This window comes from Arthrobacter sp. ISL-85, from assembly GCF_018613675.1.
Taxonomy (GTDB): Bacteria; Actinomycetota; Actinomycetes; order Actinomycetales; family Micrococcaceae; genus Arthrobacter.
In genome coordinates this window covers 157,957-173,909 of record NZ_JAGGPQ010000017.1, presented here as the reverse complement: position 1 = coordinate 173,909, position 15,953 = coordinate 157,957, and the positions used below count along the sequence as shown (strand labels likewise).

13 protein-coding genes are annotated in these 15,953 nt (G+C 65.8%); 11 read left to right on the top strand and 2 right to left on the bottom strand.

Annotation, left to right across the window (positions count from 1 at the left end; genetic code table 11):
* Window positions 1-27: 27 nt before the first annotated feature.
* The gene (locus J7I84_RS13975; protein ID WP_214945157.1) at window positions 28-528 is read right to left on the bottom strand and encodes an NUDIX hydrolase; all 501 of its coding nucleotides are present in this window, start codon (window positions 526-528) and stop codon (window positions 28-30) included.
* A gap of 208 nt (window positions 529-736) precedes the next feature.
* On the opposite strand from J7I84_RS13975, the gene J7I84_RS13970 reads away from it, so the two are divergent.
* Together J7I84_RS13970 and J7I84_RS13965 are read left to right on the top strand one after the other, a co-directional pair.
* The gene (locus J7I84_RS13970) at window positions 737-2,245 is read left to right on the top strand and encodes a CCA tRNA nucleotidyltransferase (RefSeq protein WP_214945156.1); all 1,509 of its coding nucleotides are present in this window, start codon (window positions 737-739) and stop codon (window positions 2,243-2,245) included.
* Complete coding sequence (locus tag J7I84_RS13965) at window positions 2,242-2,826, top strand: histidine phosphatase family protein (RefSeq protein ID WP_214945155.1); 585 nt, start codon at window positions 2,242-2,244, stop codon at window positions 2,824-2,826. Before J7I84_RS13970 ends, J7I84_RS13965 begins: the two co-directional genes overlap by 4 nt.
* A 287-nt stretch (window positions 2,827-3,113) precedes the next feature.
* Here J7I84_RS13965 and J7I84_RS13960 read toward each other — a convergent pair whose 3' ends face one another.
* Window positions 3,114-3,431, bottom strand: a complete 318-nt coding sequence (locus J7I84_RS13960; RefSeq protein WP_214945154.1) for a hypothetical protein — start codon at window positions 3,429-3,431, stop codon at window positions 3,114-3,116.
* A gap of 163 nt (window positions 3,432-3,594) precedes the next feature.
* On the opposite strand from J7I84_RS13960, the gene J7I84_RS13955 reads away from it, so the two are divergent.
* The 9 genes from J7I84_RS13955 to J7I84_RS13915 all read left to right on the top strand — a co-directional run bounded on the left by J7I84_RS13955 (window position 3,595) and on the right by J7I84_RS13915 (window position 15,795).
* Entirely contained in the window at window positions 3,595-5,058 is a 1,464-nt protein-coding gene (locus J7I84_RS13955; RefSeq protein WP_214945153.1) for a glycosyltransferase family 87 protein, read from the top strand.
* Window positions 5,051-6,508 carry an NAD(P)/FAD-dependent oxidoreductase gene (locus tag J7I84_RS13950; RefSeq protein WP_214945152.1) on the top strand — a complete coding sequence of 486 codons (1,458 nt, stop codon included), beginning with the start codon at window positions 5,051-5,053 and terminating at the stop codon, window positions 6,506-6,508. Before J7I84_RS13955 ends, J7I84_RS13950 begins: the two co-directional genes overlap by 8 nt.
* A gap of 70 nt (window positions 6,509-6,578) precedes the next feature.
* Window positions 6,579-8,567: a penicillin-binding transpeptidase domain-containing protein gene (locus tag J7I84_RS13945; RefSeq protein ID WP_214945151.1), complete on the top strand. Its 1,989-nt coding sequence runs from the start codon at window positions 6,579-6,581 to the stop codon at window positions 8,565-8,567.
* A 25-nt stretch (window positions 8,568-8,592) separates the two neighbouring features.
* Entirely contained in the window at window positions 8,593-10,275 is a 1,683-nt protein-coding gene (locus J7I84_RS13940; protein WP_214945150.1) for an ABC-F family ATP-binding cassette domain-containing protein, read from the top strand.
* Window positions 10,276-10,324: 49 nt separating this feature from the next.
* Complete coding sequence (locus J7I84_RS13935) at window positions 10,325-11,098, top strand: DeoR/GlpR family DNA-binding transcription regulator (RefSeq protein WP_214945149.1); 774 nt, start codon at window positions 10,325-10,327, stop codon at window positions 11,096-11,098.
* Window positions 11,095-12,309: an MFS transporter gene (locus J7I84_RS13930; protein ID WP_214945148.1), complete on the top strand. Its 1,215-nt coding sequence runs from the start codon at window positions 11,095-11,097 to the stop codon at window positions 12,307-12,309. The genes J7I84_RS13935 and J7I84_RS13930 overlap by 4 nt, the downstream gene beginning before the upstream one ends.
* 22 nt (window positions 12,310-12,331) lie before the next feature.
* The gene (locus J7I84_RS13925; RefSeq protein ID WP_214945147.1) at window positions 12,332-13,828 is read left to right on the top strand and encodes a bifunctional phosphatase PAP2/diacylglycerol kinase family protein; all 1,497 of its coding nucleotides are present in this window, start codon (window positions 12,332-12,334) and stop codon (window positions 13,826-13,828) included.
* A 144-nt stretch (window positions 13,829-13,972) separates the two neighbouring features.
* Entirely contained in the window at window positions 13,973-14,896 is a 924-nt protein-coding gene (locus tag J7I84_RS13920; protein ID WP_214945146.1) for an ABC transporter ATP-binding protein, read from the top strand.
* On the top strand, window positions 14,896-15,795 hold the full coding sequence (locus J7I84_RS13915) for an ABC transporter permease (protein ID WP_214945145.1): 900 nt from the start codon (window positions 14,896-14,898) through the stop codon (window positions 15,793-15,795). Before J7I84_RS13920 ends, J7I84_RS13915 begins: the two co-directional genes overlap by 1 nt.
* Window positions 15,796-15,953 lie beyond the last annotated feature (158 nt).

Below are 15,953 nucleotides of genomic sequence, written 5' to 3'. Positions count from 1 at the left end.
CCGCAATGGCGACGGCGGCGGGCTGGCTTAGAGGTGCCCGGGCAGGACCTCGCGGGCGAGGTCGGCGATGCGGCGTTCGTTGGGGAAGGACAGCTTCCGGGCCAGCTCCTGGATAGGCACCCAGGCGACGTCTACGGCTTCCTGGTCGGGATCGTTCTCGATGGTGAGCTCGCCGCCCGTGGCGCGCAGGAGGTAATGGTGCACGGTCTTGTGGACCCGGTGGCCGCTGACGGTGAACCAGTAGTCGATGCTGCCCAGCGGTGCCAGGATGGTCCCCTCGATGCCCGTTTCCTCGGCAATTTCCCGGACCGCGGCCTCTTCGTTGTTTTCCTTGCCCTCCGGATGACCTTTGGGCAGGCACCACTCAAGGCGTCCACCCCTGTTAAGGCGGGCAATAATCGCCACCCTCAATTCGGCGTCGGACGTGTCCACCACAACGCCCCCGGCGGAGACTTCCTCCACCGTGGGCAGCGATGCCGGTGCCGAATGCTGGGCAGGGGCAACGTGCGCACCGATTGCCGACGGCAATGGTGCGTTTGTCCTCCTGCCTGGAGCGCTCGGTACTGGATGGGCCATGGAGTCCACTCTAACGACTGTTGCCCTCCCGTGATGACCGGAACATGACACCAACATGGACGGGATATGACGCACTTTCCGGAGGGGAGGGCCAATCAGCGCGGATCGTGACGCGTTTTTGGACTGCCAAGGCGCAGGTTTCTGCCAAGCTTAAGGAACTATGGCGCACGCACATCACAAGACTGATTCCCACACTGTCGACTTCAAGGTGCCCCCGGTGGTCCTGGAGCTCGGGCAGCGCTTCGTGGACGCCGGCCACGAGCTGTCGCTTGTGGGCGGTCCGGTGCGCGACCTCTTCCTGGGCCGGACCTCCCCCGACCTGGACTTCACCACTGACGCCACCCCGGACCAGACTGTGGCACTCATCAAGAAGTGGGCCGACAACTTTTGGGAGATCGGCCGGGCCTTCGGCACCATCGGCATGCGAAAGGCCGGATTCCAGATCGAGATCACCACCTACCGGGCAGAGGCTTACGATCCCGACTCCCGGAAACCAGTGGTGGCTTTTGGTTCCTCGCTGACCGACGACCTGCTGCGCCGGGATTTCACCATCAACGCCATGGCCCTCAAGCTGCCTTCCATGGAGCTGGTGGACCCTTTCGGCGGTGTGCGGGACCTCCACGCCTCCGTGCTGGCCACCCCGGGTTCGCCGGAAGCATCCTTCTCTGACGACCCGCTGCGCATGATGCGTGCGGCCCGGTTCGCCGCCCAGCTGGGGGTCACCGTCAGCGACGACGTCCGGGATGCCATGACGGGCATGGCCGACCGGATCAAGATCATTTCCGCGGAGCGGGTGCGGGACGAACTGGTCAAGCTGGTCTGTGGGTCCCGCCCCCGGACAGGCATCGACCTCCTGGTGGACACCGGCCTGGCCGAGCACGTGCTGCCCGAGGTCTCCGCCCTCCGCCTCGAATCCGACGAGCACCACCGGCACAAGGACGTCTACCAGCACTCCCTGCAGGTCCTGGAACAGGCAGCCGAGCTTGAAACGGACGTGGAGGGCCCTGTGCCCGGGCCGGACTTCGTGCTGCGCTTTGCAGCATTGATGCACGACGTCGGGAAGCCGGCCACGCGCCGCTTCGAACCGGGCGGCGCGGTGAGCTTCCGCCACCACGACATGGTGGGTGCCAAGCTCACCAGCAAGCGGATGAAGGCTTTGCGGTTCGACAACGACACCACCAAGGCCGTGGCGCGGCTGGTGGAACTCCATATGCGCTTCTACGGCTACGGCGACGCCGGCTGGAGCGACTCCGCCGTCCGGCGCTATGTCACGGACGCCGGGCCGCTGCTCGAACGCCTGCACCGGCTGACCCGCTCCGACGTCACCACCAGGAACCAGCGAAAGTCCGAACGCCTGGCCTTCGCCTACGACGACCTTGAAGCACGGATTGCCGCCCTCCGGGAACAGGAGTCCCTGGACGCCGTGCGCCCGGACCTGGACGGTGCGCGGATCATGGCGCTGCTGGGACTCAAGCCCGGGCCCGTGGTGGGCCGCGCCTACAAATTCCTTCTAAATGAACGGATGGAATACGGACCGCTGCCCACCGAAGAAGCGGAGGCACGCCTGCTCCGCTGGTGGGCGGAACAGCCTGAATCAGCACCTGCAGGACCTGGGGCCGAAGCCTCTCCCGCCGTCGTCGAACCTTCACCCGTTGAGGAGTCCAAGTGACCAACCCCGCCTTTGCCCCGCGCCCGCAACTCTGGATCCTCCGCCACGGTGAGACCGAGTGGTCCAAAAGCGGGCAGTACACCGGCCTGACCGATCTCCCGCTGACCGTGGAAGGCGAACAGCAGGCCGTCGAGGCCCGGAAGGTGCTGGACGGCGTTGATTTCGACCTGGTGCTCACCTCGCCGCTGCGCCGGGCACGGCGGACCGCCGAACTTGCCGGCTTCCCCGACGCCCGGCACGAGCCGCTGGCCGTGGAGTGGAACTACGGCGACTACGAAGGGATCAGCTCCGACCTGATCCGCAAGGACAACCCCGACTACCTGATCTGGACCCATGGCGTGCCCAACGGTGAGACGCTGGACGAGGTCGCCGCCAGGGCGGACAAGATTATCGGCCGGATCCTGGAATCCGGGATGGATAACGTGCTGATCGTGGCGCACGGGCATTTCTCCCGGATCCTCACCGCGCGCTGGCTGGAACTGCCGCCTGCGGAGGGCCGGCACTTTGTCCTGGGGACGGCCAAGGTCTGCACCCTGGGCTGGGATAAAAAGACACCCGCTATTGTCCGTTGGGGCCTGTAAACCTTTCTTTCCGGAAAGTTCTACTTTTTCCTCTGCGAATTGCTGGCAATTCGCCGAATCCTGCGATACCTTTATTCCTGACCCCATGGTGATCGGCCTGGGTTCCAGGCCGCATCGCAATCCACGCAGCGGACAGCAAAGAAGGAGGTTGGGATAATGATGACTTTGACTGGCGAATGGAATGCCACCGTCAATGCATTCCCGGCTTTTGCTGATTCCGCATGCGTTGCCTCGGTCAATTCGGGCACCGGGCGGCCTGCCGTCTCCCCGGGCTTGCTGCGACGCCGCTAACCGGCGCCAGCCTTTCCGGCGGGACCGCTGCTCAGGTTCCTTTTACGTCCGAACGGACATGCTTCTGCTGACTCCGCAGACCAGCCGCTGATGCAGCCCTCACTTTGCCTCCGAACAGTCATGTATTCGGAGGACTTTACAGGCGATCCATTTAATTGTGCTTTCCGCACAATTCCCTTTAATTCCCTTTCGGGAATCTCCTTGCCGTGATTCACGGGCTTTTGCAGACGAAAAGCGGCGCTGATCCGCCATGCAATTTTTTCCTGCCTGAAGTTTGAAGAAAGGAGGTGGTTTCCTTTGATGCAAAGAATCATGAGACTTCTGTCCCGCCCCCTGCTGCGCCGCAGTTCCCTGAACATTGAGCTGCTGGAGCAGCATCGGAATGACGTCTTCGTGCTGATGCACCAGCAGGTAGGCGGCCTGCGCTGACAGCCGGTCCCGGTCCTGGGGGAAGGGGCCGGCTGTAAGCTCGATCCCATGCACGAGACCCAGCCGCCGGAGGATGGACGACGGCCCCGCATCGTGGTGCCCAGCCGCAGTGATGCCCTGTTGCGGAAATTCACGGAGGTGATCGGCGGCCCGCTGGGCACCAGGGCCGATCCCGGCGTGGTCACCCCGGGCATCTTCACTGTGGAGCGGGTGCTCGTGGTCCTCACGGCGCTGGCCGCCCTGCTGGGGATCCTGCTGAAGGGATATTGCAGGGTCAACGGGTGGGAGACGCCCACGCAGTTTTATGCCACCTGCTACTCGGACTTCCCCGAGCTGTTCCGGAACCGTGGCATGGCGGCAGGAATCTTTCCCATCCTGGGCAGCGGCAGCCAATTCGAATACCCGGTGCTCCTCGGGTTGATTGCGGGGCTGACGGCATGGCTGGTGCCTGGCGGAGATGCCAACGCCCGGGCGCTGGCCTACTTCGATATCAACACCGTGCTGCTGGCGGTGGTGGCCATGCTCACCGTTCTGGTGATCGCCCGCATGCCCGGCCGCCGCCCCTGGGACGCCGCCATGGTGGCGGTTGCGCCGGGAATCGTGCTGGCCGGAACCATCAACTGGGATCTCTGGGCGGTGTTCCTCCTGGCGCTGGGCATGTACTTTTTCGCCCGGCAGCGCCTTGTTCCCGCCGGGGTGCTGATCGGCCTGGCCACGGCTACCAAGCTGTATCCGGTGCTGGTGCTCGGGGCCATCCTGCTGCTTGCGGTGCGCACGGGAAGATGGCGCCCGCTGCTGGTGACCGCCGGCAGCGCGGGTGCCACGTGGCTGGTGGTCAACCTGCCGTTCGCCCTCGCCAACTTTTCCGGCTGGACCTATTTTTTCCAGTACAGCGCCGAACGGGGTGCCGGGTACAGCTCGGCCTGGTTCGCCTACAACCTTGTGGCGGACAGGCTGGGCTGGTCCGGGCTGGGTGCCGAAGGGGTCAGCGTCCTGTCCGCGGGGCTCTTTGTGGCGGCCTGCGCCGGCATTGCCGCTGTAGCCCTGACGGCCCGCCGCCGCCCGCGCCTGGCCCAACTCGCATTCCTTATCGTGGCTGCCTTCATCATGACCAGCAAGGTCTATTCGCCGCAGTACGTGGTGTGGCTCATTCCGCTGCTGGCCCTGGCCAGGCCGCGGTGGCGCGACTTCCTGGTCTGGCAGGGCATCGAAGCCCTGCATTGGGCCGCAATCTGGATGTACCTTGGTCAGGTGACCAGCGCAGGTTCTTCCCAGCACAACCTGGACATGCCCTACTACGTCCTCGCCGTAGCCGCACACATGGCCGCGGTGGGCTACCTCATGGCACGCGTCGTCTGGGATATCTACAACCCCACGTACGACCCCATCCGGCGCCACCATCTTGATGACCCGCACGGCGGCCCTTTCGCCAACGCACCCGACCGGTTCCGTCCGAACCCGCGCCGGCCTGCCGTTTCGCTCGCTCATTCGAAAGCAAGGTCCCATGCCTGATGTCGCGGTAGTAGGCTCCGGTCCCAATGGGCTCTCGGCAGCAGCAGTCATGGCACGCGCCGGACTCTCGGTGGAGGTCTTCGAGGCAGCCACGAAAATCGGCGGCGGAACCCGGACCACCGAGCTGATGCAGCCGGAGCACTTCCATGACGTCTGCTCCGCCGTGCATCCAATGGCCGTGGCATCCCCTTTCTTCCGTGCCTTCGAACTGCCCCGGCGGGTGGATCTGGTCACCCCGGAAGTGTCCTTCGGCTCGCCACTGGACGGCGGCCGCGCAGCGCTGGCCTACAAATCGCTGGACAGGACCGCGGCGGAACTGGGACAGGACGGCCCCGCCTACCGACGGCTCATGGAACCGTTGGTCCAGCACATCGACGACGTCATGGACTTTACGCAGAACCAGCTACTCCGGATCCCACGGAACCCCCTGGTGGCCGGAATTTACGGACTACGGACCCTGGAACAGGGAACCGGACTGTGGAACGCCAGGTTCCGGGAAGAACTTGCGCCGGCTCTCCTCAGCGGTGTGGCCGCGCACGCCATCTCCCATCTGCCCTCCCTCGCAGCCGCCGGGGCCGGGCTCATGCTCGGTGCCCTGGGGCACGCCGGTGGGTGGCCCATCCCCAGCGGCGGCTCCGCATCAATCGCCGAAGCACTGGCCGAGGACATCCGCGCCCACGGCGGGGTCATCCACACTGGAACCCCGATCGACCGGCTGGAGCAGCTTCCTGCCGCCCGGGCCACCCTCCTGGACGTGGCCCCCCAGGGACTGCTGAACATGGCGGGGGACTCGCTCCCCGGCCACTACCGGCGGCCACTGGAGCGTTTCCGCTACGGCAACGGCTCCTGCAAGGTGGACTTCATCCTCTCCGGGCCGGTTCCGTGGCAGGCCGCCGGGCTTTCCGACGCCGGCACGGTGCACGTGGGCGGTACACGGGCGGAACTGGCGCGCTCGGAAAACGAGGTCAGTGCCGGACGCCATCCCGAGCGGCCGTACGTTCTCGTCGCCCAGCCCTCCCGCTTCGACTCCAGCCGCGCTCCGGCGGGACGGCACATACTGTGGACCTACTGCCATGTTCCCTCCGGCTCAACAAAGGACATGACCAGCCAGGTGGTGGCGCAGCTGGAACGGTTCGCGCCGGGGTTCCGCGACCTGGTGGTGGAATCGCACGTCATCACCGCGGCGGAGCTGGCTGAGTACAACCGCAACTACGTCGGGGGCGACTTCAGTGCGGGCGTGATGGACGTCCGGGGGCTTATCCAGAAGCCGGTCGTCTCCCCTGTCCCGTGGCGGACGCCGCTGCTGGGCGTCTACCTCTGCTCGTCGTCGACCCCACCGGGGCCGGGGGTGACAGGCATGCCGGGGATGCATGCGGCAAAGCATGCCCTCAAGGACATCTTCAGGCTGCCGGTCCCGGAGTTGGGACTCTCCCAGGTTCCCCGGCACTAAGTTCCCGGGGTCCGCACGTCCTGGCGGCCGGTTGGCATTGCCCGCGTCCGGCCCGGGGGATAATGGCGCGATGGGGAAATCAACAAAACTTTCGCTTGCCGTAGCTGCGCTCATTCTCGGAACCTCCCTGGTGGCCTGCGATGACGGAAAATCCGGGGCAGAAACCGCGGCACAACAACTGGCCGCCGCGGTCTCGGCGCTGGACGTAGGGTCCGTAGCTTTCGAAGGCAAGGACGCGGCGTCGGCCAACGACCAGCTGCACCAGGTCTTTGCGGCCCTGGACCCGCAAAAGCCCGAGGTCCAGGCCGGCGGCCTGACGCTGGACGGCGACAAGGCGTCCGCCCCCTTGAACTACACATGGAAGCTCGGCGATGCTGAGTGGAAATACACCATCGCGGCGAACTTCAAGAAGTCCGGCGACAAATGGCTCACCGTCTGGGACCCGGCCATCCTGGCACCAGGCCTTGCGGACAGCGAGATCGTGACCAAAGGATCCCAGTCCCCCCAACGCGCCGACATCCTTGGTGCCGGTGACGTCCCGCTGGTGACCTACCGGCCCGTGCTGAATGTGGGCATCGACAAGCCCCAGCTGGGCGCGGCAGACCCGGCCGATTCCGCAGGCAAGCTGGCAGCACTGGTAGGGGTGGACCCGGCCGCTTACGTGCAGCAGGTCAAGTCCGCCGGGGCGCAGGCCTTTGTTCCCGCGATCACCCTGCGTGAAGAAGGCCGGACCATCTCTGATGAGCAAATCCAGGCCATTCCCGGCGCCCGGGGAATTCCGGCGTCGATTCCCCTGGCCCCGAGCAGGACGTTTGCGCGCGCAGTCCTTGGTTCCGTTGGCGAAGCCACGGCCGAACAGATCGACGCGTCGAAAGGTGCCCTGGCCGCAGGCGATGTCACCGGCATCGGCGGGCTCCAGCAGCAGTACGACAAACAGCTTCGTGGATCGGACGCCGTCGTCATCCGCGCGCAGCGGGCGGACCTGACCCGCGAACAGATCCAGTCCGCAGGAACGGACCCCCGTCGCGTTCTCTTCCAGGTTGCACCCAAGCCCGGGACACCACTGAAGACCACGCTCGATCCGCGGCTGCAGTCACTGGCTGAAACCACCCTGGAAAAAGTGGGGCCTGCGTCAGCCATCGTGGCGCTTCGCCCCTCCAGCGGGGCCGTGCTGGCAGCGGCCTCCGGGCCCGGCAGCAACGGCTACAACACCGCCATGCTGGGACAGTACGCACCGGGCTCCATCTTCAAAATGGTGGATTCCCTCGCAATGTTCCGCAACGGGATGACGCCGGACTCCACCGTCCAGTGCACCCCGACGCTCACAGTGGACGGACGGACCTTCAAGAACTCCGAAGGCTACCCCGAGACCTCCCTGGGCGCGGTCACACTGCGGGACGCCTTTGCGCACTCCTGCAACACTGCCTTCATCTCGCAGCGCGACTCGGTCTCGCAGGGCCAGCTTGAAGCTGCCGCCACATCCATGGGTGTTGCGGTTGAGGCGCCCAAGCTCGGGGCGGAAGCCTTCCTGGGCTCCGTTCCCGGCGAAGCCCAGGGCACGGAACACGCCGCATCCATGATTGGCCAGGGCAAGGTGCTGCTGTCCCCGCTGGCTGCGGCGATCATGGCCGGCTCGGTCGCCAAGGGCGCCCCGGTCTCGGCGCAGCTGGTCCTGAATCCCGACGCCGGTGCTCCCGCCGCCGGGACAACGGCGGGATCCACCGCTCCAGCAGCCGAAGCATCGGCGACAGCCACGGCAGAGGCGCCCTCCACGGCGTCGGACAAGCCCATCACCGCAGCGGAGGCGGCATCGCTTGCGGACATGATGCGCGCCGTGGTCACCTCCGGGCACGCGGGCTTCCTTTCCAGCGTCCCCGGTGCCCCGGTGGGCGCCAAGACCGGAACGGCCGAGTTCGGCACGGAGAATCCTCCCAAGACGCACGCCTGGATCGTTGCCGTCCATGGTGACCTGGCCGTAGCCGTCTTCGTGGAGGACGGCGGCCTGGGCGCCACCACCTCCGGCCCGCTGCTGAAGCAGTTCCTCACCGCCGCAGGCTAAGGACAGCCGTGGGAGGATTGACGGTGTGGCCCATATTGACGTTTCCGGCATCGACTACTTCCTCTCCGACGGCACCCAGCTCCTGAACGGGGTCACCTTCAAGGTCCCGGACGGCACCAAAACGGCCCTGATCGGCCCCAACGGCACCGGCAAGACCACACTGTTCCGGATCATCGCCGGAGACCTGGTTCCGGACGAGGGCGTGGTGGGCCGCTCCGGGACCATGGGGATCATGCGCCAGTTCGTGGGCCAGGTGCGGGACGGCTCCACCGTCCGGGACCTCCTGGTATCCGCCGCTCCCCCGTCCCTGGCGGCCGCTGCCCGCGAGGTTGATGAGGCAGAGCTGGCCATGATGGAGCACGACGACGAGCCCACCCAGATGCGGTACGCCCAGGCCATCGTGGACTGGGGGGATGCCGGTGGCTACGACGTCGAAACCGTCTGGGACGAGGTCTGCATGGCCGCGCTGGGCCTGCCCTTTGACCGCGCGCAGCACCGCCCGGCGTCGTCCCTGTCCGGCGGCGAGCAAAAGCGCCTGGTGCTGGAGGCACTGTTCGCCGGCCCGGATGATCTCCTGCTCCTTGACGAGCCGGATAACTACCTGGACGTCCCGGGGAAGCGCTGGCTCGAGGAAAGGCTGAATGACTCGAAGAAGACGGTCTTCTTCATCAGCCACGACCGGGAACTCCTGAACAACGCCGCCGGCCGCATTGTCACCCTGGAACCAGGCATCAACGGGGCAGGGGCCTGGATCCACGGCGGGGGCTTTGGCTCCTACGTGGAGGCACGTGACGACCGCAACGCGCGCTTCGAGGAGCTCCGCAAACGCTGGGACGAGGAGCACATCAAGCTCAAGGAACTCGTCAACATGTACAAGAACAAGGCCGCCTTCCGCTCCGACATGGCCAACCGCTACCATGCAGCGCAAACGCGGCTGGCCAAGTTCCTCGAAATTGGGCCGCCCGAGGCGCTGCCCATCGAACAGAACGTCCAGATGCGGCTCAAGGGCGGCCGGACCGCCAAACGCGCCATCGTGGCGGAGCAATTGGAGCTCACCGGCCTGATGAAGCCGTTCTCCACCGAGGTATGGTTCGGTGACCGCGTGGGCGTGCTCGGGTCCAATGGCTCCGGCAAGTCCCACTTCCTGCGCCTGCTCGCCACCGGCGGGACGGACCCGGAACGGGAGCACCTTCCTGTATCCGATGTGGAGATAGCGGAGGTCCCGCACGAAGGGACCGTGAAGCTCGGGGCGCGGATCCGCCCGGGGTTCTTCGCCCAGACCCACGTCCGGCCCGACCTCCTGGGCAAGACCCTGCTGGAGATCCTGCACCGCGGCGATGAGCACCGGTCCGGGCTGGGCCGGGAGGCCGCCGCCGGCGCGCTGGACGGCTACGGCCTCGCCGGACAGTCGGAACAAAAGTACGAGTCCCTCTCCGGCGGCCAGCAGGCCCGGTTCCAGATCCTGCTCCTCCAGCTCAGCGGTGCCACCCTGCTCCTGCTGGACGAGCCCACGGACAACCTGGACCTGCACTCGGCCGAAGCGTTGGAACGGGCCATCGACCACTTCGAAGGCACCGTCCTGGCGGTTACCCACGACCGCTGGTTCGCGCGGACGTTCGACCGGTTCCTGGTGTTTGGATCCGACGGCAAAGTGTACGAGTCCGCGGAACCGGTGTGGGACGAGCAACGGGTAGAGCGGATTCGCTGAACCACTCACGTTCAGTGATCAAATAATCATTTTTTGGTAGCATTTGATCATGAAGACGGCGGAGCGGCAGCGCACCATCACCGAGGTCCTTCGGCGGCAGCCAGAGGTGAGCGTTGAGGAGCTGATCCAGGCGTGCGGCGCTTCCGGTGCCACCATCCGCCGCGACCTCGAGGTGCTTGCCGGCCATGGCGTGCTTCGAAGGGTCCACGGGGGTGCCCGGAGCCTGATTGGGCAGGGGCAGAACCCCGGTTACGGACAGCGGGAACTGGAAGAGCTGGACGGCAAGAGGCGGATCGCGGCAGCCGTCGCAGGCCTCCTTGCTGAACGCGAACACGTCTGGTTGGACAGTGGAAGCACGGCCACTGCGGTGGCACGGGCCGTGGCAGGCAGGGAACTGACGCTCATGCCCATGTCCCTTCAAGCGCTAAACGCGGCAGCTGAAGGGGACGGTGCAGAGGGTTCGCGCCCGGCGCTGCTGCTGCCCGGAGGCAGCGTGGTACCCGGTGAACTCTGTTTCCGCGGACCCCTGGCCGAGTCCAATATCAGGTCCCTGCGCTTTGACACCGCCGTGCTCACGCCCTGTGCCGTGGACTTCAAGGACGGCTTGCTGGCCCACGACCTTGAAGATGCAGCAGTCAAGACAGCGGGCCTGGAATCGGCAGCACGGGTGGTGGTGGCTGCCACAGCTGCAAAGTGGCAGGCGCACGCCCGGGTACTCGTGGCCGGCCTGGCCCGGGTGGACCTCATTGTCACGGACCGGAAATTCAGTGTGCAGGACATGTCCGAACTTGAAAAATACTCTGTGGAAGTAGTGAGCGTATGAGTACCAACACCGGTACGGAACAGCAGACAGGATTAAAGGCCGCGGCCGCAGCAACGTTCGTGGTCTTCGGCATCAACGGGCTGGTCTTTGCCAGCTGGGCGGCCAGGATTCCTGCTGTCACCCAGACTCTGCACATCACTTCCGGCCAAATGGGCACCCTGCTGCTGTGCACGGCCATCGGCTCCCTGCTCGCGCTTCCCACCGCCGGCTTGGTGGTCGGCAGGATCGGGACCGCCAGCACTGTGCGCTTTGCCGGCCTCCTTGCCGCCGCCGCAGGCGTGGGCATCGCCATGTCCCTCCTGGCCACGTCCATTCCCGGGACGGCGGTGTCGCTGTTCTTCTTTGGCATTGGGATCGGTCTCTGGGACGTGGCACAAAACATCGAGGGAGCGGACGTTGAGCACAAGCTCCGGCGCACTGTCATGCCGCAGTTCCACGCGGCCTTCAGTGGCGGCGCTTTCGTAGGCGCTCTCGTGGGGGCGGGGCTGTCAACCATGGGCGTCGACCTGCCATTGCATCTCCTGGTGATCGCAGCCGTGGTGGTGCTGGTGGCACTGAGCGTGCCACGGTACTTCCTTCCCCACATCCCGACTGCCCTTGTGGAAGGGGAGCCGAAACCAGCCAAAGGACCATCTGCCTGGCGGGACAGCAGGACCCTGCTCATCGGTCTGGTGGTCCTGGGTGCCACCCTCACCGAAGGAGCCGGCAACGACTGGATCGCCAAGGCCTCGGTGGACGGTCTGGCCACCTCCGAGTCCACCGGCGCCCTCATGTTCGCCCTGTTCGTCCTGGCCATGACGGCCATGCGGTTCCTCGGCGGCCGGGTCATCGACAAGTACGGACGGGTCGCGGTGCTCCGGGCCAGCATGGCCGCGGCGGCCGCGGGGCTGGGCCTCTTCGTGTTGGCGTCCAACATCTGGCTGGCCGGCGTTGGGGCAGCCCTTTGGGGTGTGGGTGCCGCCCTGGCCTTCCCCATGGGCATGTCCGCTGCCTCGGATGACCCGAAACACTCCGCTGCCCGCGTATCGGTTGTATCCACTTTGGGTTATATATCGTTCCTGGCAGGCCCGCCGTTGCTGGGCTATCTCGGCGACCTCACCGGCATCCACACCGCACTTCTGGCAATCCTGGCTCCCATCCTGCTGGCGCTGCTGCTCGCCGGAGCCGCCCGGCCCCTGCGCGTAGAGCAGGAGCCTGCTGAGCAGGAATAGGCCTGCAGGTTAGGGTGATCACATGCAAAGCACCAGGCCCAACAGCCGGAGTTGGATCAGCCGCCTCGATAGATACCTTCTCGGGCATGTTTCCAACCTGCCGGGCGGAGATTATGATGTCTTCTTCCGCCGCCTCTCAGCCTCGGCCAACCAAGGCAAGCTCTGGATGGGAACGGCGGCGGTCCTGGCGCTTTTCCCGGGAAAAACACGAAGGGCAGCGCTCCATGGCCTGATCGCCCAGGGTGTCGCATCCGCCGTCACCAACGCGGTGTTCAAGACGCTGCTCCCCCGGGCGCGTCCGCTGCCCGAGCATCTGCCCGTCTTCCGTTTCGTCCATCCGCAGCCCACGAGCTCCTCCATGCCGTCCGGACACTCCGCGTCGGCTGTGGCGTTTGCGGTCGGAGCCGGCCTGGTCCGCCCAGCCCTCGGTGTGGTCCTGGCGCCCGCCGCCCTGGGCGTGGCCTACTCAAGGGTCCACACGGGTGCGCACTGGCCTTCGGATGTCCTGTTCGGCTCAGCCCTGGGTGCCGGAGCCGCCTTGGTAACCCGCCATTGGTGGCCGGCCCGCCCGCCCATCCCGCAGACATCCCGTGCGTGGACCAGCGCGCCTGCGCTTCCAGGCGGCGAGGGACTCAGCATCGTGGTGAACACCCTGGGTGGCTCGTTCAAGGAGGAAACCGCCTCCGCGCTCCGGGAAGTATTTCCAAAAGCGCATATAAACACCGTGCAACCTGACGAAGACCTGGTGCAGCGTATTAGCGCCACTGCGGACTTTCCGGGGACCCGGGCTTTGGGTGTGTGGGGTGGCGACGGGACTGTGGGCGCGGCCGCCGCTGCCGCCGTCGAACGCTCCATTCCCCTGCTGGTCCTTCCAGGCGGAACCCTCAACCACTTTGCGCGTGATGCAGGTACGGGAAGCCTGAAGGATGCGGTGGAAGCGGCGGGCAAGGGGGAAGCCGCACTGGCAGACATCGGTGTGGTCACCGCGGAGCGCGGGCTGGCCGGAAACCCGGAAGTTTCGGAGCTGATCATGCTGAACACCTCCAGCGTGGGCCTCTACCCAAACCTGGTGCGGCGGCGGGAACACCTGCAGCCGGCCTTGGGAAAGCCACTGGCCGGCGTGGTGGCCATGTTCCGGACCTTCGCCGCCGGCAGCCCCATCACGCTGTCCGTGGACGGCATCCGGCACAAGGTGTGGATCGCCTACCTGGGGCGCGGCCGCTATTACCCCCGGGACCACGCGCCCCTGATCAGGCCAGTGATGGATGACGGCGTTCTCGATGTCCGGCTGATCACCGCTGATGAATCCTTTGCCCGGCTACGTCTGCTGTGGTCCGTGCTGACGGGGACGGTGGCGAGTTCCGGGATCACGCACTTGCGGGAGGCCACGGAGGTCAGGATTGACGCAGGCGGCGCGCCCATGGCCCTGGCAGTGGACGGGGAAGCGCTGGCCGGGGTGCGAAAAGTAGCCTACAAAGTACGGCCCAGGGCGCTGACCTACTACTCGCCCCGCCGGTAGCGCGGCCGGTGGGTGCAGGGCTACCCTGATTCTCCCCTGAATCATCCCTGAAAAGCAGCGAAAAGCGGCGGCGGCATCGGTAGCGTGGGGAAGGTATCCGCACCCACAACGTCTGCAGCCGCGCTGCCGTTCAAAGGACGCTTCATGATCGAGGTAAACGGGCTGACCAAAGTCTATGGCGCCAAAACCGCCGTGGCTGGTGTCAGTTTCGCCGTCAGGGCAGGCCAAGTCACCGGCTTCCTGGGACCCAACGGGGCAGGAAAGTCCACCACCATGCGCATGATCATGGGGCTGGACCGGCCGACTTCGGGGTCTGCCACTGTAAACGGCCTGCCCTACGTCCAGCACAAGGCACCGCTGCGGGTTGTGGGCGCGTTGCTTGATGCCAAGGCCGTACATACCAGCCGCAGCGCTTACAACCACCTGCTGGCCATGGCAGCCACCCACAGCATCCCCAAGACCAGGGTGCACGAGGTGATCGAGATGACCGGACTGGACGCGGTGGCGCGGAAAAAGGCCGGCGGGTTCTCGCTGGGCATGGGCCAGCGGCTGGGCATCGCAGCGGCCCTGCTGGGGGATCCGCAAACGCTCATCCTCGACGAACCCGTCAACGGCCTGGACCCTGAGGGCGTGGTGTGGGTGCGCAACCTGGTCCGGTACCTCGCCGGGCAGGGGCGCACGGTGTTCCTCTCCAGCCACCTGATGAGCGAGATGGCGCAGACGGCCGACCACCTCATCGTCATCGGCCGCGGCCGGGTCATTGCTGACGCTCCCATCCGGGACATCATCACCGGCAACGGGCAGGCGCGTGTCCGCGTCCGCACCGACCAGCCTGAACGACTCCAGCAGCTGCTTGCCGGACGGGGTGCGTCCATTGACGTTCCGGAGCGGGAGATGCTTGAAGTAACGGGCCTGGAACCGAAAACCATCGCAGCCACGGCCTTGGAAAACCAGGTCATGGTGTACGAGCTCACGCCCCTTGTTGCCAGCCTCGAGGAGGCATATATGGAACTGACCAAGGACGACGTGGAATACCACTCCCTGCCCGCTGCGGAGGTAAGCAAGTAATGAGCTCCACGACCACTGAATCGATGTCCCCGCGCGAGCCGGGCTCCTCCCCCGCCAGGCCAGGCTCCAGCAACGCCGGACGGTCCCTCGCCGGTCCCGGCCCCACCTTCATCCGGGTCCTCAACTCTGAAGTCATTAAGTTCCGCAGCCTTCTCTCCACGCTCATCCTGCTTGCCTCCACCGCCGTGGTCATGGTTGGTTTTGGCGCCCTGTCCGCATGGGGGACGGGCCAGTTCGCGGATGCGGCCAACAGGGACCCGCAGGCCGCCGCGCGGGTGGCGGCCCAGGGCGGAGACCTCACCGTCAGCGTGCCCACTTCAGGCATCGCGTTCGCCCAGCTGATCCTCGGGTCCCTTGGCGTGCTCCTGATGAGCTCGGAATTCACCACCGGCATGGCGCGATCCACCTTTGCAGCAGTACCCCGGCGCCTCCCTGCTTTCGCTGCCAAGCTGGTGGTGGTGATGGTGACATCATTCGTGGTCACCGCTGTCTCCACCTGGGTGGCGGGACTCGTGGCGGTGCCCATCCTTGACAACTACGGACTCAAGCTGGACCTGGGCAGTTCGCAGTCCGTGAAGCTCCTCCTGGTCAACAGCATCTATGTGGCAGCAGTTGCCGCCATCGGCATGGCCCTGGGTACGCTGATCAGGAATTCGGCCGGCGGCATCATGAGCCTGGTAGGCATCTTCTTTGTGGCACCCATTGCCTTCCAGCTCATTCCCGGGGACTTCTTCAAGGAGGCCCGTAAGTACCTGCCCGGCAACACCGTGGAACCGCTGACGGCGGCCCAGCACATTCCGGATACCCTGGAGGCATGGCAGGCCGGGCTGGTCCTGGGCGCTTGGGTGGTGATCCCCGTCCTGCTCGCAGCCGTGCTGTTGAAGCGGCGGGACGTGTAGTCCCAGGGCCACGTTTCCCCCGCACCGCCGGGCGGTGTGCGTGGTTTCCGGCACATTACAAATTTGCCTGCAGGGAAACTTTTATTGCATACAGCTGTTTCCGGTTGGAGCGCCGTCCTGTTGGGCAGAGACAGTTCTGTTGGACTGCACAAAGCAGG